The 16,889-nt window shown below is 73.0% G+C and carries 12 protein-coding genes and 1 riboswitch; of the genes, 3 read left to right on the top strand and 9 right to left on the bottom strand.

Annotated features, from left to right (window positions below):
* Positions 1–4 precede the first annotated feature (4 nt).
* A riboswitch (cobalamin riboswitch) is annotated at positions 5–136 on the bottom strand.
* Positions 137–400: 264 nt separating this feature from the next.
* Positions 401–1,516: an alpha/beta hydrolase gene (locus tag ABZY91_RS11390; protein WP_355401627.1), complete on the top strand. Its 1,116-nt coding sequence runs from the start codon at positions 401–403 to the stop codon at positions 1,514–1,516.
* A gap of 247 nt (positions 1,517–1,763) precedes the next feature.
* Positions 1,764–3,266: a hypothetical protein gene (locus tag ABZY91_RS11395; RefSeq protein ID WP_329883398.1), complete on the top strand. Its 1,503-nt coding sequence runs from the start codon at positions 1,764–1,766 to the stop codon at positions 3,264–3,266.
* A 96-nt stretch (positions 3,267–3,362) separates the two neighbouring features.
* On the opposite strand, the gene ABZY91_RS11400 is transcribed toward ABZY91_RS11395, so the two are convergent.
* The 9 genes from ABZY91_RS11400 to ABZY91_RS11440 all read right to left on the bottom strand — a co-directional run bounded on the left by ABZY91_RS11400 (position 3,363) and on the right by ABZY91_RS11440 (position 14,918).
* Complete coding sequence (locus ABZY91_RS11400) at positions 3,363–4,187, bottom strand: CDP-alcohol phosphatidyltransferase family protein (protein WP_329883463.1); 825 nt, start codon at positions 4,185–4,187, stop codon at positions 3,363–3,365.
* A gap of 40 nt (positions 4,188–4,227) precedes the next feature.
* Positions 4,228–4,920, bottom strand: a complete 693-nt coding sequence (locus tag ABZY91_RS11405; protein WP_329883399.1) for a phosphatidylserine decarboxylase — start codon at positions 4,918–4,920, stop codon at positions 4,228–4,230.
* A 467-nt stretch (positions 4,921–5,387) separates the two neighbouring features.
* Entirely contained in the window at positions 5,388–6,590 is a 1,203-nt protein-coding gene (locus ABZY91_RS11410; RefSeq protein WP_355401629.1) for an acyl-CoA dehydrogenase family protein, read from the bottom strand.
* A 147-nt stretch (positions 6,591–6,737) separates the two neighbouring features.
* Positions 6,738–7,241 (bottom strand): MaoC family dehydratase, encoded by a 504-nt coding sequence (locus ABZY91_RS11415; RefSeq protein ID WP_329883401.1) that lies wholly within the window; start codon positions 7,239–7,241, stop codon positions 6,738–6,740.
* A gap of 22 nt (positions 7,242–7,263) precedes the next feature.
* On the bottom strand, positions 7,264–8,235 hold the full coding sequence (locus tag ABZY91_RS11420) for a CoA ester lyase (protein WP_329949570.1): 972 nt from the start codon (positions 8,233–8,235) through the stop codon (positions 7,264–7,266).
* A gap of 25 nt (positions 8,236–8,260) precedes the next feature.
* Positions 8,261–10,336, bottom strand: a complete 2,076-nt coding sequence (locus tag ABZY91_RS11425; RefSeq protein ID WP_355401632.1) for a protein meaA — start codon at positions 10,334–10,336, stop codon at positions 8,261–8,263.
* Positions 10,336–11,673, bottom strand: coding sequence for a crotonyl-CoA carboxylase/reductase (gene ccrA / locus ABZY91_RS11430; protein ID WP_355401634.1), 1,338 nt, complete (start codon positions 11,671–11,673; stop codon positions 10,336–10,338). The genes ABZY91_RS11425 and ccrA overlap by 1 nt, the downstream gene beginning before the upstream one ends.
* 375 nt (positions 11,674–12,048) lie before the next feature.
* The gene (locus ABZY91_RS11435; RefSeq protein ID WP_355401636.1) at positions 12,049–12,957 is read right to left on the bottom strand and encodes a TetR family transcriptional regulator; all 909 of its coding nucleotides are present in this window, start codon (positions 12,955–12,957) and stop codon (positions 12,049–12,051) included.
* 185 nt (positions 12,958–13,142) lie between these two features.
* On the bottom strand, positions 13,143–14,918 hold the full coding sequence (locus ABZY91_RS11440) for a 3-hydroxybutyryl-CoA dehydrogenase (protein WP_355401637.1): 1,776 nt from the start codon (positions 14,916–14,918) through the stop codon (positions 13,143–13,145).
* A 507-nt stretch (positions 14,919–15,425) separates the two neighbouring features.
* Here ABZY91_RS11440 and ABZY91_RS11445 point away from each other — a divergent pair.
* Positions 15,426–16,889 (top strand): glutamine synthetase family protein, encoded by a 1,464-nt coding sequence (locus ABZY91_RS11445; RefSeq protein WP_355401639.1) that lies wholly within the window; start codon positions 15,426–15,428, stop codon positions 16,887–16,889.

The raw sequence follows: 16,889 nt of genomic DNA on the forward strand, positions 1-16,889 counted from the left end.
GCGAGAGTCTCCTGGCTTCCGGGTCGGACGCACGCCCGGGCCTTCCAGCGGCTTCTGACGGCTCGCCGTGGCATTGTCCGGACGTGCTCCCCGGTGACAGTGGCGGGACCGCGCCGGACTCGCACCGGCTTCCTCTGCTTGCCTCCGTATGGCTGAAGGATCCCATCACGCCCCCGAACCGGGAGTCAACCGAGGTCACGGAGCGTTCGGTCACACCGCCGGTCCTCGCGCGGCCCCCGTCCCGGCCCCGCGCGGGCCCGCCCCGGAGGCTCTCGCCCCGGTGTGACGTTGCTCCCGATCTGACACGGACGGCCGTGTCCTACTGGCCACCGGCCGCCGCCGCTAGTGGACTGGGGCCAGAACACCCTCCGGCACCGGGACTTAACTGCGGGGAGCGAGTATGCGTTGGGGAATCGCGGCCACCGTGGCCGCCGCCGCCGTCGGTACGGGGGCGGCCGTGCTGGTGATCGGCCGGCGGGCGTCCGAGCGGATGGTCCACCCGGCCGTCGCGGCCCGGGCGAGGTCCGGCCCGGTGCAGGTCCTGACCCTCGGCGCGGGGCGGGTCGGCTTCACCCGCGGCCCGGAGAGCGAACGCCCCGGCCGCTGGGCCGTGGAGTGGGGAGAGGGCGGGCACGCGGTCGTCGGCGAGGTCCTGCACAGCGACGGGAAGGGCGTCACCCGCCGCCTGCTCCGGGCGGACCGGGGCACCCTCACGCCCGGTACCGAGGTCCGCTTCACCCCCCGGGTCCATCTCGGGGACCCGACCACCGCGCTCGGGATCCCGTTCACCGAGACCGCCGTCGAGGGCGAGCTGGGTGCGCTGCCCGCCTGGCGGCTGGACGGCGCGCGGGGCACCTGGGTGATCCTGGTGCACGGCCCTGGCGCCGACCGCTCCCAGGCTCTCCCGGTGCTCCCGCTGCTCCGGCGGCTGGCCCTGCCGGTGCTCGCCGTCAGCTACCGGGGCGACGCGGGTGCGCCGGCCTCCCCGGACGGCCTCGGCCACTTCGGCGAGACCGAGTGGCGCGACGTCGAGGCGGCGATCCGGCGCGCGCTGGACAGCGGCGCCGGCAAGGTCGTCCTCTACGGCTGGTCGCTCGGCGCCACCACGGCCCTGCAGACCGCGGCCCGCTCCGGCTGGGCAGGCTCGATCAGCAGCCTGATCCTGGACTCGCCGGTGCTGGACTGGCCGGCCGGCGCGCGGCGCGGTGCGGCCCGGGCCGGCTACCGGGGCGTGGCCGCCGAACTGGGCGCGCTCGCCGCCGAGGGACGCACCGGCCTGGATCTGGCCGACTTCGCGCGCCTCGCCGACGGCACCGACCTGCGCGTCCCCACCCTGGTGCTGCACGGCCCGGACGACCCGGTGGCCCCGTTCCGCGCGGCCGAGCGCCTCGCCGGGAGGCGCCCGGACGTGGTCAACCTCCAGGCCTTTCCCGGCGGTGACCACGCCGCACTCTGGAACACCGACCCGGAGCGCTACGAGGAGACCCTCCGCCGTTGGCTCACGCCCTTCCTCTGAGCGCGCCCGGCCCGGTCCACCCGGCCGCGGCGGCTCCCCGTCGCCGCGGCCGCTTCCCCTCTCCCTTTCCTCCCCGCTTCCCCTTCCCTCCCTCCCCCGGTCACGAGTGGCATGGACCCGCCACTAAGATCAAGCCAGTCGGTTTGGCCTCTGTTGCCCGATCTTGTGGAGGCCCCGCGCCCGCCGCCCGGCCCGCGCGTGCAACCGGATGTGACAGATGGCCGGTACAAGGGGAAGACTGCTCGACGTGACGTCTCGGAACCCGCGCGACCGTGATGCCCCGCTCCCGCCGACGATCGGTACCGGTGCGACGGTGACCCGTCTCCCCGGAACTGCCCACCGCCCCGCCGGCGCCAGGCCGGGGACCTCCGGCGTACCCCGCCGACGAGGCCCGGCCCCCGCACCCGGCCGCGGCCGGGTCCCCGTGCCGGAGGGCTTCCCCGCACCCGCCGAACTCGCCCCGCTGGCCCGCCGCATGCTGGTCGACGCCGTCCGGATCGCCCGTTGGGCCGGCGACCTCGACGAGGTCGACAAGCGCGGCGAGCTGCTCCCCGACGACGCCCGGGCCGCCGGCCGCGCCCTCGCCATGACGGTGGGCGCCGCGGCCAAGGCCTGGGGCCAGGCGCTGCTGGTCGGCCTGGTCGAGGCCAGGGACGGCGGCGCCGTCCCCGGCTGGCGCCTGCACGCCTGGGAGCACGACGACGAGGCGGTGGTCCGCGGCTGGTCGGCACTGTTCGACGCCTGGACCCTGCTCGCGCCGGTCCCGCCCGCCGCCCTGCGCGGCGTCTTCGCGGTGCTCGCCGGGCAGGCCGTCGACCAGGCCCCGCAACTGCTCTCCTTCCTGCACCTGGTGGACGGCCCGGTCGCCGACATGGAGCTGCTGGAGCTGCTCCGGCGCGGTCTGGACGAGCGCCGGGTCGGCGGTGGCGAGAGCACCTTCGGCCTCTCGCCCGTCCCGCACGCGGCCTCGGCGATCTCCGCGGTCCGCGGCACCTGCCGCGAGCCGCAGATCGACACCCCGGCCTCGCCCGCCGACGTGGCGGCCGTCCTCGACTGGATGCTGGACGGCCTCGCCGCCGTCGGCGCCCTGGTCCGCCGGGACAACGCCGCCGACCTGTCGCCGCTCGGACACTGGGCGGTGCGGGCCAAGCTGGAGGAGATCTGCACCGTCGCGCAGACCGCCGCCGGCCACATCGAGCAGAGCGCGCCGGAACTGCTGAGCGCCTGCGCCGACTACTCGCCGGGCCCGGCCCGCGCCGAGTACCGCGCCTGGCTGGCGGCCCGCCCGGCCGACCGGGCGGTGGCCGAGCTGCTGGAGGCGGCGCAGGGCGAGGACGCGCTGGTCCGCGGCCTGGCCTTCGAGGCGCTCCGGGTCGCCGGGTCCACCGCCGAGCAGGCCGTCCGGGCCGCCGTCGACGAGCCGGTGCTGCGCCCGTACGCGCTCCTCTGGCTCGCCGAGCGCTCGGACGAGGGGGTCTCGCCGGCCGACGTGCTGGGGGCGGAGGACGCCGCCTGGCTCTGGGTGGACACCGCCGCCGCCGTGCTGGACCACGGGGAGACGGAGCTGCTGGTCGGCCACGTCGAGGGCGCCTCGGCCGGTGACCCGGTGCGACTGTTCGCCCGGGCCCGGCAGTCCGGACACCCGCGGGCGGCCTCGGTGCTGACCGCCGTCTCCGGCGTCCACCCGGACCCGGCGGTGGCCCGCGCGGCGCGCCGTTCGGCCTTCAGCGTCCACCGCGGCGGCGCCTGAGCGGTCCGCCCGGGATCCCCCGGCGCGGCGCACGACATGACGAAGGGCCCGGATCCCTGGGGGATCCGGGCCCTTCGTCATGCGTCTCGTCGGTCGTCAGCCGATCCGGGACTCCGCGCGGCGTGCCCGCACGTCCCCGACCTTCTGGCCCACCTTGCGGCGGATGACCAGCAGCGGGGCCATCGCGGCCAGCGCGATCTGGCCGAACGCGCCGATGTGCAGCAGGTAGTCGCCGCCCTTCAGGCCGGTCGCCCAGGCCGCCAGGCAGCCGATGGAGAGCACGATCCAGCAGAGCGTCGCGGTGGCCAGCAGCCCCTGCGGCTTCGGGTACTCGATCCGGCTGACCATCAGGTACGCCACGCCGAAGATGGCGAGCAGACCGGGCAGGAACGGCGGGTCGAGCAGCACGATGGCGATCACCGTCATCGCACCCATCGGGCAGGGCATGCCCTGGAACACCCCGGGTCGCATCTTCACGGCGGAGAAGCGGGCGAGCCGCAGCACCACCGCGAGCAGCACGGTCAGCGCGATCAGCGCCGAGAGCCGGCTGTTGGAGCCCGGCGAGACCATGCCCCAGACGGCGACGAAGTAGGCCGGCGCGATGCCGAAGCTGATCAGGTCGGCCAGGTTGTCGAGTTCCGCCCCGAGGGCGGAGGAGCGCAGCTTGCGCGCCACCAGCCCGTCGAAGAGGTCGCACATCGAGCCGATCAGCAGCAGCGTCACCGCGGTGGCGGCACTGTGCTTGTCCGGCGCGGCGCCCGGGTTGGTGATGTGCGGGACGAGCACCCCGGTGGTGATCGAGTAGATCGCCAGGAAGCCGCAGACGGCGTTCCCCAGGGTCAGGAAGTCGGCGGTGGAGAGGTGCTGCGGCGAACGCGGAGCACGCAGCTCGCGGTCGCGTGCCCAGCGGCGGCGGCGCAGCGCCGTCTCCTCGTCGTCCAGGCCGACGATCGTTTCAGGATCAGTCACGGTCAAGGCGCGTCACCCCGGCTGTGGTCTTCTGGCCGACCTCGACGCCGACCTCGACGCCGGCCGGCAGGTAGGTGTCGACCCGGGAGCCGAAGCGGATCAGACCGATCCGCTCGCCCTGCTCGACCTTGGTACCGGCGTCGACGTACGGCACGATGCGACGGGCCACGGCCCCCGCGATCTGCACCATCTCGATGTCGCCGAGCTCGGTGTCGAAGTGCCAGACGACCCGCTCGTTCTGGTCGCTGTCCTTGTTGAAGGCGGGGACGAAGCCGCCGGGCACGTGCTCCACGGAGGTCACCGTGCCGGGCAGCGGTGCGCGGTTGACGTGGACGTTGAGCGGGCTCATGAAGATCGCGACGCGGGTGCGGCCGTCCGGCCACGCGTCGATGCTCTGAACCACGCCGTCGGCGGGGGAGATCACTCTGCCCGTGCCGATCTCACGCTCGGGGTCGCGGAAGAACCACAGCATGCCGGCGCCGAGCGCACAGGCGGGCACCGCCGCCAGGGCCCACGTGCCGTTGCGCCGGGTGAGGGCGGTGGTCACGGCGGCCGTGGCGAGGGTGGGGACGAACCAGGGGGTGGCTCCGCGCGCGATGGTCACGCGGGGTCGCCGACCGGCCGCCGGAGCTGCGAGGGCATCGCGGTCCGTGACGGAGGTGTGAGGGGACGGGCTGATGGGCATCGAAAACCTTTGTCGCGGGGGATCATGGCCGCTGGACGGGGGCCACCGCGGGATCGGGTAATAGAGGGACGTCTGCTGTCCCGGTGGATGCTATCGGGAGCACACGGTGGGTGGGCAACCCGCCTGCTCGTTCATGTGTCCTGCTGGAGGCGCCGGTGCGCCTCTGTGTATACGACCGTAGCTCGCCCCCGTCCGGTTCCCAAGGGACCGGGCAGAGCTGGTGACACTTGTCTCAGCAGAGTGTCCGGCAGGGCATGCCGGAGCGGCCCCGGGGCGCGTGACGGCAGTCGTACGCCCCGGGGCCGCCCCGAGGGCCGTGCCGGGCCCGGGCGGACCAGGCGCGGGACCGGTGCACGGCCCGGTGCCGGGACGGGCCCGCACGCCCGTCGACCGGCCGTCCTCGGACCGTCCGCCCGGCGTGCCGCAGGTCACGCGGCACGGGTCGGGTACGACGGAACGGGTCGGGTTCACTCCGCGATGCGGTACTCCTCCAGCAGCCGGCGCCCGACGATCATCTTCTGGATCTCCGCAGTACCTTCACCGATCAGCAGCATCGGGGCCTCCCGGTAGAGCCGCTCGATCTCGTACTCCTTGGAGAAGCCGTAGCCGCCGTGGATGCGGAAGGAGTCCTCGACGACCTCCTTGCAGTACTCGGAGGCGAGGTACTTGGCCATGCCGGCCTCCAGGTCGTTCCGCTCGCCGCCGTCCTTCTTGCGGGCGGCCATCACCATCATCTGGTGCGCGGCCTCGACCTTGGTGGCCATCTCGGCGAGCTTGAACTGGATCGCCTGGTGCTCGGCGATCTTCTTGCCGAAGGTGCTCCGCTGCTGGGCGTAGGTGATGCCCAGCTCGAAGGCGCGCCGCGCGACGCCGCAGCCGCGCGCGGCCACGTTGACCCGGCCGACCTCGACGCCGTCCATCATCTGGTAGAAGCCCTTGCCCGGGACGCCGCCGAGGACCCGGTCGGCCGGGATCCGGACGTCCTGGAGGACCAGCTCGGTGGTGTCGACGCCCTTGTAGCCCATCTTCTCGATCTTCCCGGGCACCGTGAGGCCGGGGACGGTCGGGTTCGGGCCGAATCCCGCCGTCTTCTCGATCAGGAAGGTGGTCATGTTCCGGTACGGGGTGGAGCCGCCCTCGTCGGTCTTGCAGAGCACCGCGACCAGGGTGGACGTGCCGCCGTTGGTCAGCCACATCTTCTGGCCGTTGAGGACGTAGAAGTCGCCGTCCCGGACGCCCTTGGTGGAGATCGCGGCGACGTCGGAGCCGAGGCCCGGCTCGGACATCGAGAAGGCGCCGCGGATCTCGCCGGCCGCCATCTTCGGCAGGAAGTAGTCCTTCTGCTCCTGGGTGCCGTGCGCGTTGATCATGTGCGCCACGATGAAGTGCGTGTTGACGATGCCGGAGACCGACATCCAGCCGCGGGCGATCTCCTCGACCACCAGGGCGTAGGTGAGCAGCGACTCCCCGAGGCCGCCGTACTCCTCGGGGATGGTCAGGCCGAAGAGCCCGAGCTGCTTCATGCCCTCGACGATCGCGGTCGGGTACTCGTCCTTGTGCTCCAGCTCGGTCGCGACCGGGATGATCTCCTTGTCGACGAACTCGCGCACGGTGGCGAGGATGTCCCGCTGGATCTCGGTGAGGCCGTCGGTCTGTGCGAGGCGTCCCATCGTGCGGCTCCTGTCATGCCTGAAGAAGAAGAGGGTGGGGGTACGGGGGCTCCGCGGGCGTGACTTCCGCGGAGCCCCCGTGTACCGGGTGGGGCCACGGCCGATGACGGCGGCCGGCCCGTCCGGGGTCCTTGGGGCGGGCCGTGCTCAGGCCGACGGGGTGGGGCGGCCGGGCTGCTCCCCGCCGCGCGCGGTGGTGTAGGTCGCGGTCGGGACCATCACCTTGCGGCGGAAGAGGCAGACGACCGTGCCGTCCTGCTTGTAGCCCTTGGTCTCGACGTACACGATGCCGCGGTCGTCCTTGGACTTGGACGGCCACTTGTCGAGCACGGTGGTCTCGCCGTAGATCGTGTCGCCGTGGAAGGTCGGCGCGACGTGCCGCAGCGACTCGATCTCCAGGTTGGCGATCGCCTTGCCGGAGACGTCCGGGACGGACATGCCGAGCAGCAGCGAGTAGACGTAGTTGCCCACGACGACGTTCCGGCCGAAGTCGGTGGTGTGCTCGGCGTAGTGGGCGTCCAGGTGGAGCGGGTGGTGGTTCATGGTGAGGAGGCAGAAGAGGTGGTCGTCGTACTCGGTGACCGTCTTGCCGGGCCAGTGCTTGTAGACCGCGCCGACCTCGAACTCCTCGTAGGTGCGTCCGAACTGCATGATCGATGGTTCCTTACCGGTCTCAGGCCTGCGGGGGCTCGAACTTGGAGGTGCGGCGGAAGCCCGCGGCCCGGCCCTTGCCGGCGATGACCAGCGCCATCTTGCGGCTGGCCTCGTCGATCATCTCGTCGCCGAGCATCGCCGAACCCTTGGCGCCGCCCGCCTCGGAGGTGCACCAGTCGTAGGCGTCGAGGATCAGCTCGGCGTGGTCGTAGTCCTCCTGGGAGGGCGAGAAGAGCTCGTTGGCGGCGGCGACCTGGTCCGGGTGGAGCACCCACTTGCCGTCGAAGCCGAGGGCGGCGGCGCGGCCGGCCACCTCGCGGTAGCCCTCCTGGTTGCGGATCTGGAGGTACGGGCCGTCGATCGCCTGGAGGTCGTTGGCGCGTGCGGCCATCAGGATGCGCATCAGGATGTAGTGGTAGGCGTCGGCCGGGTAGCCGGGCGGCTGCTCGCCGACCACCAGGGACTTCATGTTGATCGAGGCCATGAAGTCGGCCGGGCCGAAGATGATGGTCTCCAGCCGGGGCGAGGACTCGGCGATCGCGTCGACGTTGATCAGGCCCTTGGCGTTCTCGATCTGCGCCTCGATGCCGATCCTGCCGACCTCGAAGCCCATGGTCTTCTCGATCTGGGTGAGCAGCAGGTCGAGCGCCCTGACCTGCTCGGCGTCCTGGACCTTCGGCAGCATGATGCAGTCGAGGTTGGGGCCGGCGCCCTCGACCACGGTGATCACGTCGCGGTAGGTCCAGTGGGTGGTCCAGTCGTTGACCCGGACGACCTTGGTCTTCGTGCCCCAGTCGCCGTTGTTCAGGGCGTCGACGATGGTGTGCCGGGCGCTCTCCTTGACCAGCGGGGCGCAGGCGTCCTCCAGGTCGAGGAAGACCTGGTCGGCGTCGAGGCCCTGGGCCTTCTCCAGGAACCGCGGGTTGGAGCCGGGCACGGCCAGGCAGGAGCGGCGGGGGCGCAGACGGTGGGGGGCGGCGGGAGTGCTCATGAGGGGTGGTCGGTTCCTTCCGGGGTCAGCTGCTGGACGCGGCGGTGCAGGACGTCCAGGGCTGGAGCCTGTTGGCCAGCCGGATCTCGTCCACGATCCGGCCGATGATGGTCGTGATGCCGAAGTCCTTCGGGGTGAACACGGCGGCGATGCCGGCGGCCTTGAGGGCCTCGCCGTCCGCTGCCGGGATGATGCCACCCACGATCACCGGGACATCCTCCACCCCGGCCCGGCGGAGCCGGTGCAGGACGTCGGGCACCAGCTCGGAATGGGCACCGGAGAGGATGGACAGGCCCACGCAGTGCACGTCCTCGGCGACGGCCGCCGAGACGATCTGCTCCGGGGTGAGCCGGATGCCCTGGTAGACCACCTCGAACCCGGCGTCGCGGGCCCGGACGGCGATCTGCTCGGCGCCGTTGGAGTGCCCGTCCAGGCCGGGCTTGCCGACCAGCAGGCGCAGCTTTCCGGCGCCCAGTTCGGCGGCGGTCGCGGCGACCGCCTCGCGGACCGCGGCCAGTTCGCCGCCGGGTTCGGCGGTCACCGCGACCGGGGCGCCGCCGACGCCGGTGGGGGCGCGGTACTCGCCGAAGACCTCGCGCAGGGCGAACGCCCACTCGCCGGTGGTGACCCCGGCGCGGGCACAGACCAGGGTGGCCGGCATCAGGTTGTCGCCGGTGGCGGCGACGGTCTTGAGGTCCTCCAGGGCCCGCAGTGCCGCGGGCTCGTCGCGCTGCCCGCGCCAGGCCTCCAGGGCGTTGAGCACGGACTGCTCGGAGGCCGGGTCGACGACCATGATCGCGGTGTCGAGGTCGGCCGTGAGCGGGCTCTCCTCGGTCGTGTCGAAGCAGTTCACCCCGATGATCCGGTCCTCGCCGGACTCGATCCGGGCCCGGCGGGCGGCGTGCGAGGCGACCAGGTTGGACTTGAGGTAGCCGGACTCGACGGCCGGGATGACCCCGCCCATCTCCAGCACCTTGGCGATCTCGGCCTCGGCGCCGGCCAGCAGGTCGGCGGTCTTGGCCTCGATCACCTCGGAGCCGTTGAAGATGTCCCCGTACTCCAGCAGGTCGGACTCGTAGGCGAGCACCTGCTGGATCCGCAGCGACCACTGCTGGTCCCAGGGGCGGGGCAGGCCGAGCGCCTCGTTCCAGGCGGGCAGCTGGACGGCGCGGGCGCGGGCGTCCTTGGAGAGCGTGACGGCGAGCATCTCCAGCACGATCCGCTGGACGTTGTTCTCCGGCTGGGCCTCGGTCAGGCCGAGCGAGTTGACCTGGACGCCGTAGCGGAACCGGCGCTGCTTGGCGTCCTCGATGCCGTACCGCTCCCGGGTGACCTTCTCCCAGAGCCGGCCGAAGGCGCGCATCTTGCACATCTCCTCGACGAACCGCACGCCGGCGTTCACGAAGAAGGAGATCCGGGCGACCACCTCGCCCATCCGCTCGGCCGGCACCTGGCCGGAGTCGCGGACGGCGTCCAGCACCTCGATCGCCGTGCACATCGCGTAGGCGATCTCCTGGACGGGGGTGGCCCCGGCCTCCTGGAGGTGGTAGCTGCAGATGTTGATCGGGTTCCACTTCGGGATGTTCCCGACGGTGTAGGCGATCATGTCGGTGATCAGGCGCACCGACGGCCCGGGCGGGAAGACGTGCGTCCCGCGCGACAGGTACTCCTTGACGATGTCGTTCTGGGTGGTGCCGGTGAGCTTGGCGATGTCGGCGCCCTGCTCCTCGGCGACCACCTGGTAGAGCGCCAACAGCCACATCGCGGTGGCGTTGATCGTCATCGAGGTGTTGGTCTGTTCGAGCGGGATCCCGTCGAACAGGGCCCGCATGTCGCCGACGTGACCCACCGGCACGCCGACCCGGCCGACCTCGCCGCGGGCGAGGATGTGGTCGGAGTCGTAGCCGGTCTGGGTCGGCAGGTCGAAGGCGACGGAGAGACCGGTCTGCCCCTTGGCGAGGTTCTTCCGGTAGAGCGCGTTGGAGTCGCTCGCGGTCGAGTGGCCGGCGTACGTGCGCATCAGCCACGGCCGGTCGCGCGGCACGCGCCCGCCCGCCGCCGCCGTCGGCGCGCCCTCCGGCCCGCCCGCCCGGGCAGTCATCAGACGTTCCTGAAGCGGTTGATGGCCGGCAGGTGCTTCTCGCGCAGTTCGGCGTCGCGCACGCCCAGGCCCTCCTGCGGGGCCAGGCAGAGCACGCCGACCTTGCCCTGGTGCTTGTTCTGGTGGACGTCCAGCGAGGCCTGGCCGGTCTGGTCGAGCGAGTACACCTTGGAGACCGTCGGGTGGATCTTGCCCTTGGCCACCAGGCGGTTGGCCTCCCAGGCCTCCCGGTAGTTGGCGAAGTGCGAGCCGACGATCCGCTTGAGCGACATCCACAGGTAGCGGTTGTCGTACTGGTGCATGAAGCCGGAGGTGGAGGCGCAGGTGACGATGGTGCCGCCCTTGCGGGTGACGTACACCGAGGCGCCGAAGGTCTCGCGGCCCGGGTGCTCGAAGACGATGTCGACGTCCTCGCCGCCGGTCAGCTCGCGGATCCGCCCGCCCAGGCGCTTCCACTCGCGCGGGTCCTGGGTCTGCTCGTCCTTCCAGAACCGGTAGCCCTCGGCGGAGCGGTCGATGATCGCCTCGGCGCCCATCGCCCGGCAGATCTCGGCCTTCTGGTCGCTGGAGACCACGCAGATCGGGGTGGCGCCGCCGGCCAGGGCGTACTGGGTGGCGTACGAGCCGAGGCCGCCGCTGGCGCCCCAGATCAGCACGTTGTCGCCCTGCTTCATGCCCGCGCCGTTCCGCGAGACCAGCTGGCGGTAGGCGGTGGAGTTGACCAGGCCGGGGGAGGCGGCCTCCTCCCAGGTCAGGTGGGCCGGCTTGGGCATCAGCTGGTTGGTCTTCACCAGCGCCAGCTGGGCCAGGCCGCCGAAGTTGGTCTCGAAGCCCCAGATCCGCTGCTCCGGGTCCATCATCGTGTCGTTGTGGCCGTCGGAGGACTCCAGCTCGACCGAGAGGCAGTGCGCGACGACCTCGTCGCCGGGCTTCCAGGCGTTGACCCCGGCACCGGTGCGCAGCACCACTCCGGCGAGGTCCGAACCGAGCACGTGGTACGGCAGGTCGTGGCGCTTGGTGAGCGGCGAGAGCCGGCCGTAGCGCTCCAGGAAGCCGAAGGTGGAGACCGGCTCGAAGATCGAGCTCCACACCGTGTTGTAGTTCACGGCGCTCGCCATGACGGCGACCAGGGCCTCGCCCGGGCCCAGCTCGGGCAGCGCGACGTCGTCGAGGTGGAGTGACTTGCGAGGGTCCTTGTCGCGGCTGTCGAGGCCCGCGAACATCTGCTCCTCGTCCTTGTGGAGCGTCACCGCTCGGTAGGACTCCGGCAGCGCCAGGGCGGCGAAGTCCGCCGGGGTGCTGTCGGGGCTGAGGATCGCGTCGAGGATTTCCTTCATGGCTGCCTCCGAAGGCGTACCTGTGTGAGGGCACAGGGCGTCTGGGGGAGCCGGGCGCGGACACCGGCTTCGCTGGGTTGGGTGGTGGGTGGAACGTGGCTGGCGGGCCGGCCTGCGGGCCTGGCCTTCAGGGCGTCGTTCCCGGGGTGTGGGAACGCCGGTACGACGGCGCACCGAGGTGGGGAGCCGCGGCGCCGCGACTGGTTGGTAACAAGGTAGTGGCACCCTGTGCCACTCGTAAAGACACCGGGTGTCACGAATTTCCGGCGCGCCGCACCGGCGTTCACATGTCACTCGGCGGGCATGGGGAGGGCCCGTACCGACGTGTCGGTACGGGCCCTCAATTACCTCGTTGACCTGCGGAAACTATCGACCTCAGACCCGCCGGGCGCCTTCCAGGGCGGCTCTGATCGAGTCCACCACCACCTCCAGCGGGGCGTCGGTGCGGGCCACTGTGATGAGGACCTCACCGCCGGGGCTGGCACTCAGTGCGCTGGCGACGGCCGCCTCCGACCCCACCCCGCTGGCACCGGGTGCCACCAGGGCCCCGCGCCGGCGCGCGCCCGGCGCGTTGGACGCCCAGAAGGTCCGCCGGGTCACCTCGAACGAGTGGTCCAGCTGCGCCTCCACGTCGCCCCGGCCGCCGGCCCTCAGCCAGCGCCGCAACACGTGGTTGTGGGCCGCGACGACGGCCGCCGCCGACACCTCGGCCAGCATCGAGTCGTCCTCGCCGCCGCGCTGCCAGCCCGCCGGGATCTCCTCGCCGGGGTCGAACCGGCCCAGCAGGTACCGGGTGAACAGCCGCTCGTACCGCGCCACCACCGCGATCTCCCGCTCGCGCAGCGCGGGCACCTGACGGATCAACTGGTACCGGGCCACCGAGACCGCGGGGGTGGAGGCGTACATCCGCAGCACCTCCTTGATGCCCCGGCAGACCACGTCCAGCGGGTGCTCCTCGGGCTCGGCGCTGGCCAGCAGGTCGGCCACCCGGACCAGGGTGTCGTCGTGGTCCGGGAAGATCGCCTCCTCCTTGGACCGGAAGTAGCGGAAGAAGGTCCGCCGGGCCACCCCGGCCGCCGCCGCGATCTGGTCGACGGTGGTCTCCTCGTAGCCCTGCGAGGCGAACAGCTCCATGGCGGCGGTGGCCAGGTCCTGGCGCATCTGCTGCCGCTGCGCCGCCGCCCGGCGGCTGCCCGGGCCCCCCTCCTGCCCCGCCGGGCCGGCCGCCCGGGCGTCGCGCGGGAGGACGGACTGCTGCGGGGAGACTGCCTGAACCCGATCCATGGCCGGAACGCTACACGTCCCGGGGGCCGGAGCAGGGGGCCTTCCCCGGCGCACGGGGGCGACCGGGCCGGTCACGGCCGGTCTGGGCCAGCGGCCGGAGACGGCCCCCTGCCCCCAGGCGGACCGGTCCGGTCCGGGCGGCGGGTGCCCGGGCTGTCCGGGCTGCCCGTAGGACGGCTGTGTGGTCACCGGCGTGCGTGGTCGCGGAAGCCGCGGCCGGTCTTGCGGCCCAGACAGCCGGCCGCCACCAGGTGCTCCAGCAGCGGAGCAGCCGCCAGGCCCGGCTCGCGGAACTCCTGGTGCAGGACCTGCTCGATGGTCAGCGAGACGTCCAGGCCGACCACGTCCAGCAGCTCGAACGGGCCCATCGGGTAGCCGCAGCCCAGCTTCATCGCGGTGTCGATGTCGTCCACCGTCGCGTAGTGCTCCTGCAGCATCCGCACCGCGTCGTTCAGGTAGGGGAAGAGCAGCGCGTTCACGATGAACCCGGCCCGGTCCCCGCACTCCACCGGGTGCTTGCGCACCTCGGCGCACAGCTCCAGCACGGTCGCGGTGACGTCCGGCGCGGTCAGCACCGTGGACACCACCTCGACCAGCTTCATGGCCGGCGCCGGGTTGAAGAAGTGCATCCCGATCACGTCCTGCGGCCGGGAGGTGGCCGAGGCGCAGCTGATCACCGGCAGCGAGGAGGTGGTGGTGGCGAGCACCGCACCCGGCTTGACGATCTCGTCCAGGGTGGCGAACAGCTCGCGCTTGACCGCCAGGTCCTCGGCCACCGCCTCGACCACCAGGTCCACCTCGGCCAGCTCGCCGTACTGCCCGACCGGCGTGACCAGCGCGAGCGCCGCGTCCCGCTGCTCCGCGCTCAGCCGGCCCCGGGTCACCGAACGCTCCAGCGACCGCGCCAGCTGCGCCTTGGCCTTGTCCGCCTTCTCCTGGCTGCGGGCGGCCAGCAGCACCGGGCGGCCCGCCTTGGCGAACACCTCGGCGATGCCGGTGGCCATCGTCCCCGAACCGCAGACGCCGACCGTGCGGACCGTCCGGCCCGGCACCTTCGGCAGCGCCGGACCGTCGGCCGCGTCGACCGGCCTGGAGGAGCCGGGCGCCGCGTAGGTGTAGAAGCCGCGGCCGCTCTTGCGGCCCAGCAGGCCCGCCGAGACCAGCTGGCCGAGGATCGGCGCGGGGGCGTGCAGCCGGTCCCGGGACTGCTCGTACATGGCCTCCAGGACGGTCCGGGCGGTGTCCACGCCGATCAGGTCGAGCAGCGCCAGCGGGCCCATCGGCAGACCGCAGCCGAGCCGCATCGCGGCGTCGATGTCCTCCCGGGTGGCGTACTTGGACTCGTACATCGCGGCGGCCTGGTTCAGGTACGCGAAGAGCAGGCCGTTGACCACGAAGCCGGCCCGGTCGCCGGCGGCCACCGGCTCCTTGCCGAGGTCCCGGGCGAACCCGGCGGCGTCCTCGGCCACCTGCGGGGAGGTGAGCACGGTGCGGACCACCTCGACCAGCTTCATGGTGTGCACCGGGTTGAAGAAGTGCAGGCCGAGCACCCGCTCCGGGCGGGCCGTGGCGGCGGCGATCCGGGTCACCGAGAGCGCGGTGGTCCCGGTGGCCAGCACCGTCTCCGGCGGGCAGATCCGGTCCAGCTCGGCGAAGAGCTCCCGCTTCAGCTCCAGTTGCTCGGGCACCTCCTCGACGACCAGGTCGGCGTCGGCGGCGGCCTCCAGCGCGTGGCCCACCGAGATCAGGTCGAGCAGCGCGGTGCGCTCCTCGGGGGTGAGCCGCTCGCGGGTCACCGCGTACGCCGTGGCCTCCTGGATCCGGGCCAGTGCCCGGGCGGCCTGCTCCTCGTCGGCTTCGATGCCGATCACCCGGCGGCCGCTCCTGGCGACGGCGACCGCGACGCCGGCACCCATCGTGCCGAGGCCGACCACGGCGACCGTGGGAAAGGGACGCTCCATCTGTCCTGACTCCTTGTCATGGGAAGCCCGCGCGCGCTCCGGCGGACGCGCCGACGGAGGGGGGTCCGCGCGCGGGGGCTGGGGAGATGACGGTTGCGGCCACCGCGCAGCCGCCGGTCCGCTCCGGCGGTGCTGCGGGTGTGCCGTGGTACTCAGGCGCTCGGCGTGAAGGAAGCGACTCTGAAGCAGAGAAGAGAAAAGGAGGGAAACCCCGGCCTTCGTCCGCGATCCGCGAAAACGGCCGGTGGGTGAACACACCGTTCCGGTGCCGTCCGGTCCGCGCGGTCCCGCGCGCCGGTCGACGCCCCCGCCGGTGCGGCTCCCGAAGCCCGGCGGTGATGCGTGCCGACACTGTAACCGAGCTACTCGCCGGTAGGAAGGGGGTGGGAGCCGGTATTTCGCCGCCGGGACCGCGTCGCCGGAACGGGTGACGGAGGGGACGGACGTCCGTTCGGACCACCCGATAGGGGAATTACGCGAGGTGGTGGGGCCGGGCAGCATGGGGGCATGAGCACCGGAACCGTGACCGCGGGTCGTGGCGAGCCCGCCGCCGAGCAGGAGCCCACCGTCGAGGACGCCGGCCGGCCGGCCGGCGTCGCGCTGCCGCCGAGGGCCGACCGGGCGGAGCGCGGGGAGCGCGCCCGGGCCGCGGTCGAGCGGCTGCGGGCCGCCGACGTCGACGCGGTGGCCGTCACCTGGGTGGACAACGCCGGCATCGCGCGGGTCAAGGCCGTGCCGTTGACCGGCCTGGTGCACGCCGCGCAGTGGGGCGTCGGCACGGCGCCCTGCTTCGACGTCTTCCTGGCCGACGACACCATCGTCTCCAGCCCGCTGACCGGCGGCCCCACCGGGGACCTGCGGCTCTACCCCGACGTCGACCGGCTCGTCCCGCTCGCCGCCCAGCCCGGCTGGGCCTGGGCACCGGGTGACCGGTACACCCAGGGCGGCGCCCCGCACCCGGGCTGTCAGCGGCTCTTCGCCCGCCGGGCGGTCGCGGCGGCGGCCGAGCGCGGCCTGGGTCTGAAGGCCGGGATCGAGATCGAGTGGGTCGTCGCGCTGGCCGGCCCGCCGGAGGAGGAGCCCCGGTACCCGACGGCCGGCGCCGCGTACGGCCTGCAGCGGCTCACCGACCTCTCCGGGTACCTGCGCGAGCTGCTCCGCGCCCTCGCCGCGCAGGGGCTGACCGTGCTCCAGATCCACCCCGAGTACGCGGCCGGCCAGTTCGAGGTCTCGGTCGCCCCCGAGGGCCTGGTCGAGGCCGCCGACACCTCGGTCCTGGTCCGGCAGACCGTCCGCGCCGTCTCGGCCCGGCACGGACTGCGGGTCTCCTTCGCCCCGGTGGTCGAGGCCGGCTCGGTCGGCAACGGCGGCCACCTCCACCTCAGCCTCTGGCGGGACGGCCGCAACCTCGCCCGCGGCGGGTCGGGCCCGCACGGGCTGACCGCCGAGGCCGAGGGCTTCCTCGCCGGGGTGCTCGGCGCGCTGCCCGAGCTGCTGGTGCTCGGCTCCTCCAGCCCGGCCGGCTACCTGCGGCTGGTCCCCTCGCACTGGGCCGGTGCCTACCGGTGCTGGGGCCTGGAGAACCGGGAGGCGGCGCTCCGGCTGGTGACCGGTTCCACCGGCGAGCGCTCCACCGCCGCCAACGCCGAGATCAAGTGCTTCGACGCCACCGCCAACCCCTACCTGGCGCTCGGCGGGGTGCTCGCCGCGGGCCTCGCCGGCCTCGACCGGGGGCTCACGCTGCCGCCGGAGGTCACCGGTGACCCGGCGCAGGCCGAGCCCGGCACGGTCCCCAGGCTCCCCGCCGAACCGGCCGAGGCGCTCGCCGCCTACCGGCGGTCGGCGGTGCTCCGGGAGGCGCTCGGCGAGCCGCTGTACGAGGCGGTGCTGGCGGTCCGTCTGGCCGAGAGCGAGCAGTACGCGGGCGCCACCCCCGAGCAGCTGGTGGCGGCGACCCGCTGGCGGTACTGA

The organism is Kitasatospora sp. NPDC002965 (assembly GCF_040611255.1).
Lineage (GTDB): Bacteria > Actinomycetota > Actinomycetes > Streptomycetales > Streptomycetaceae > Kitasatospora.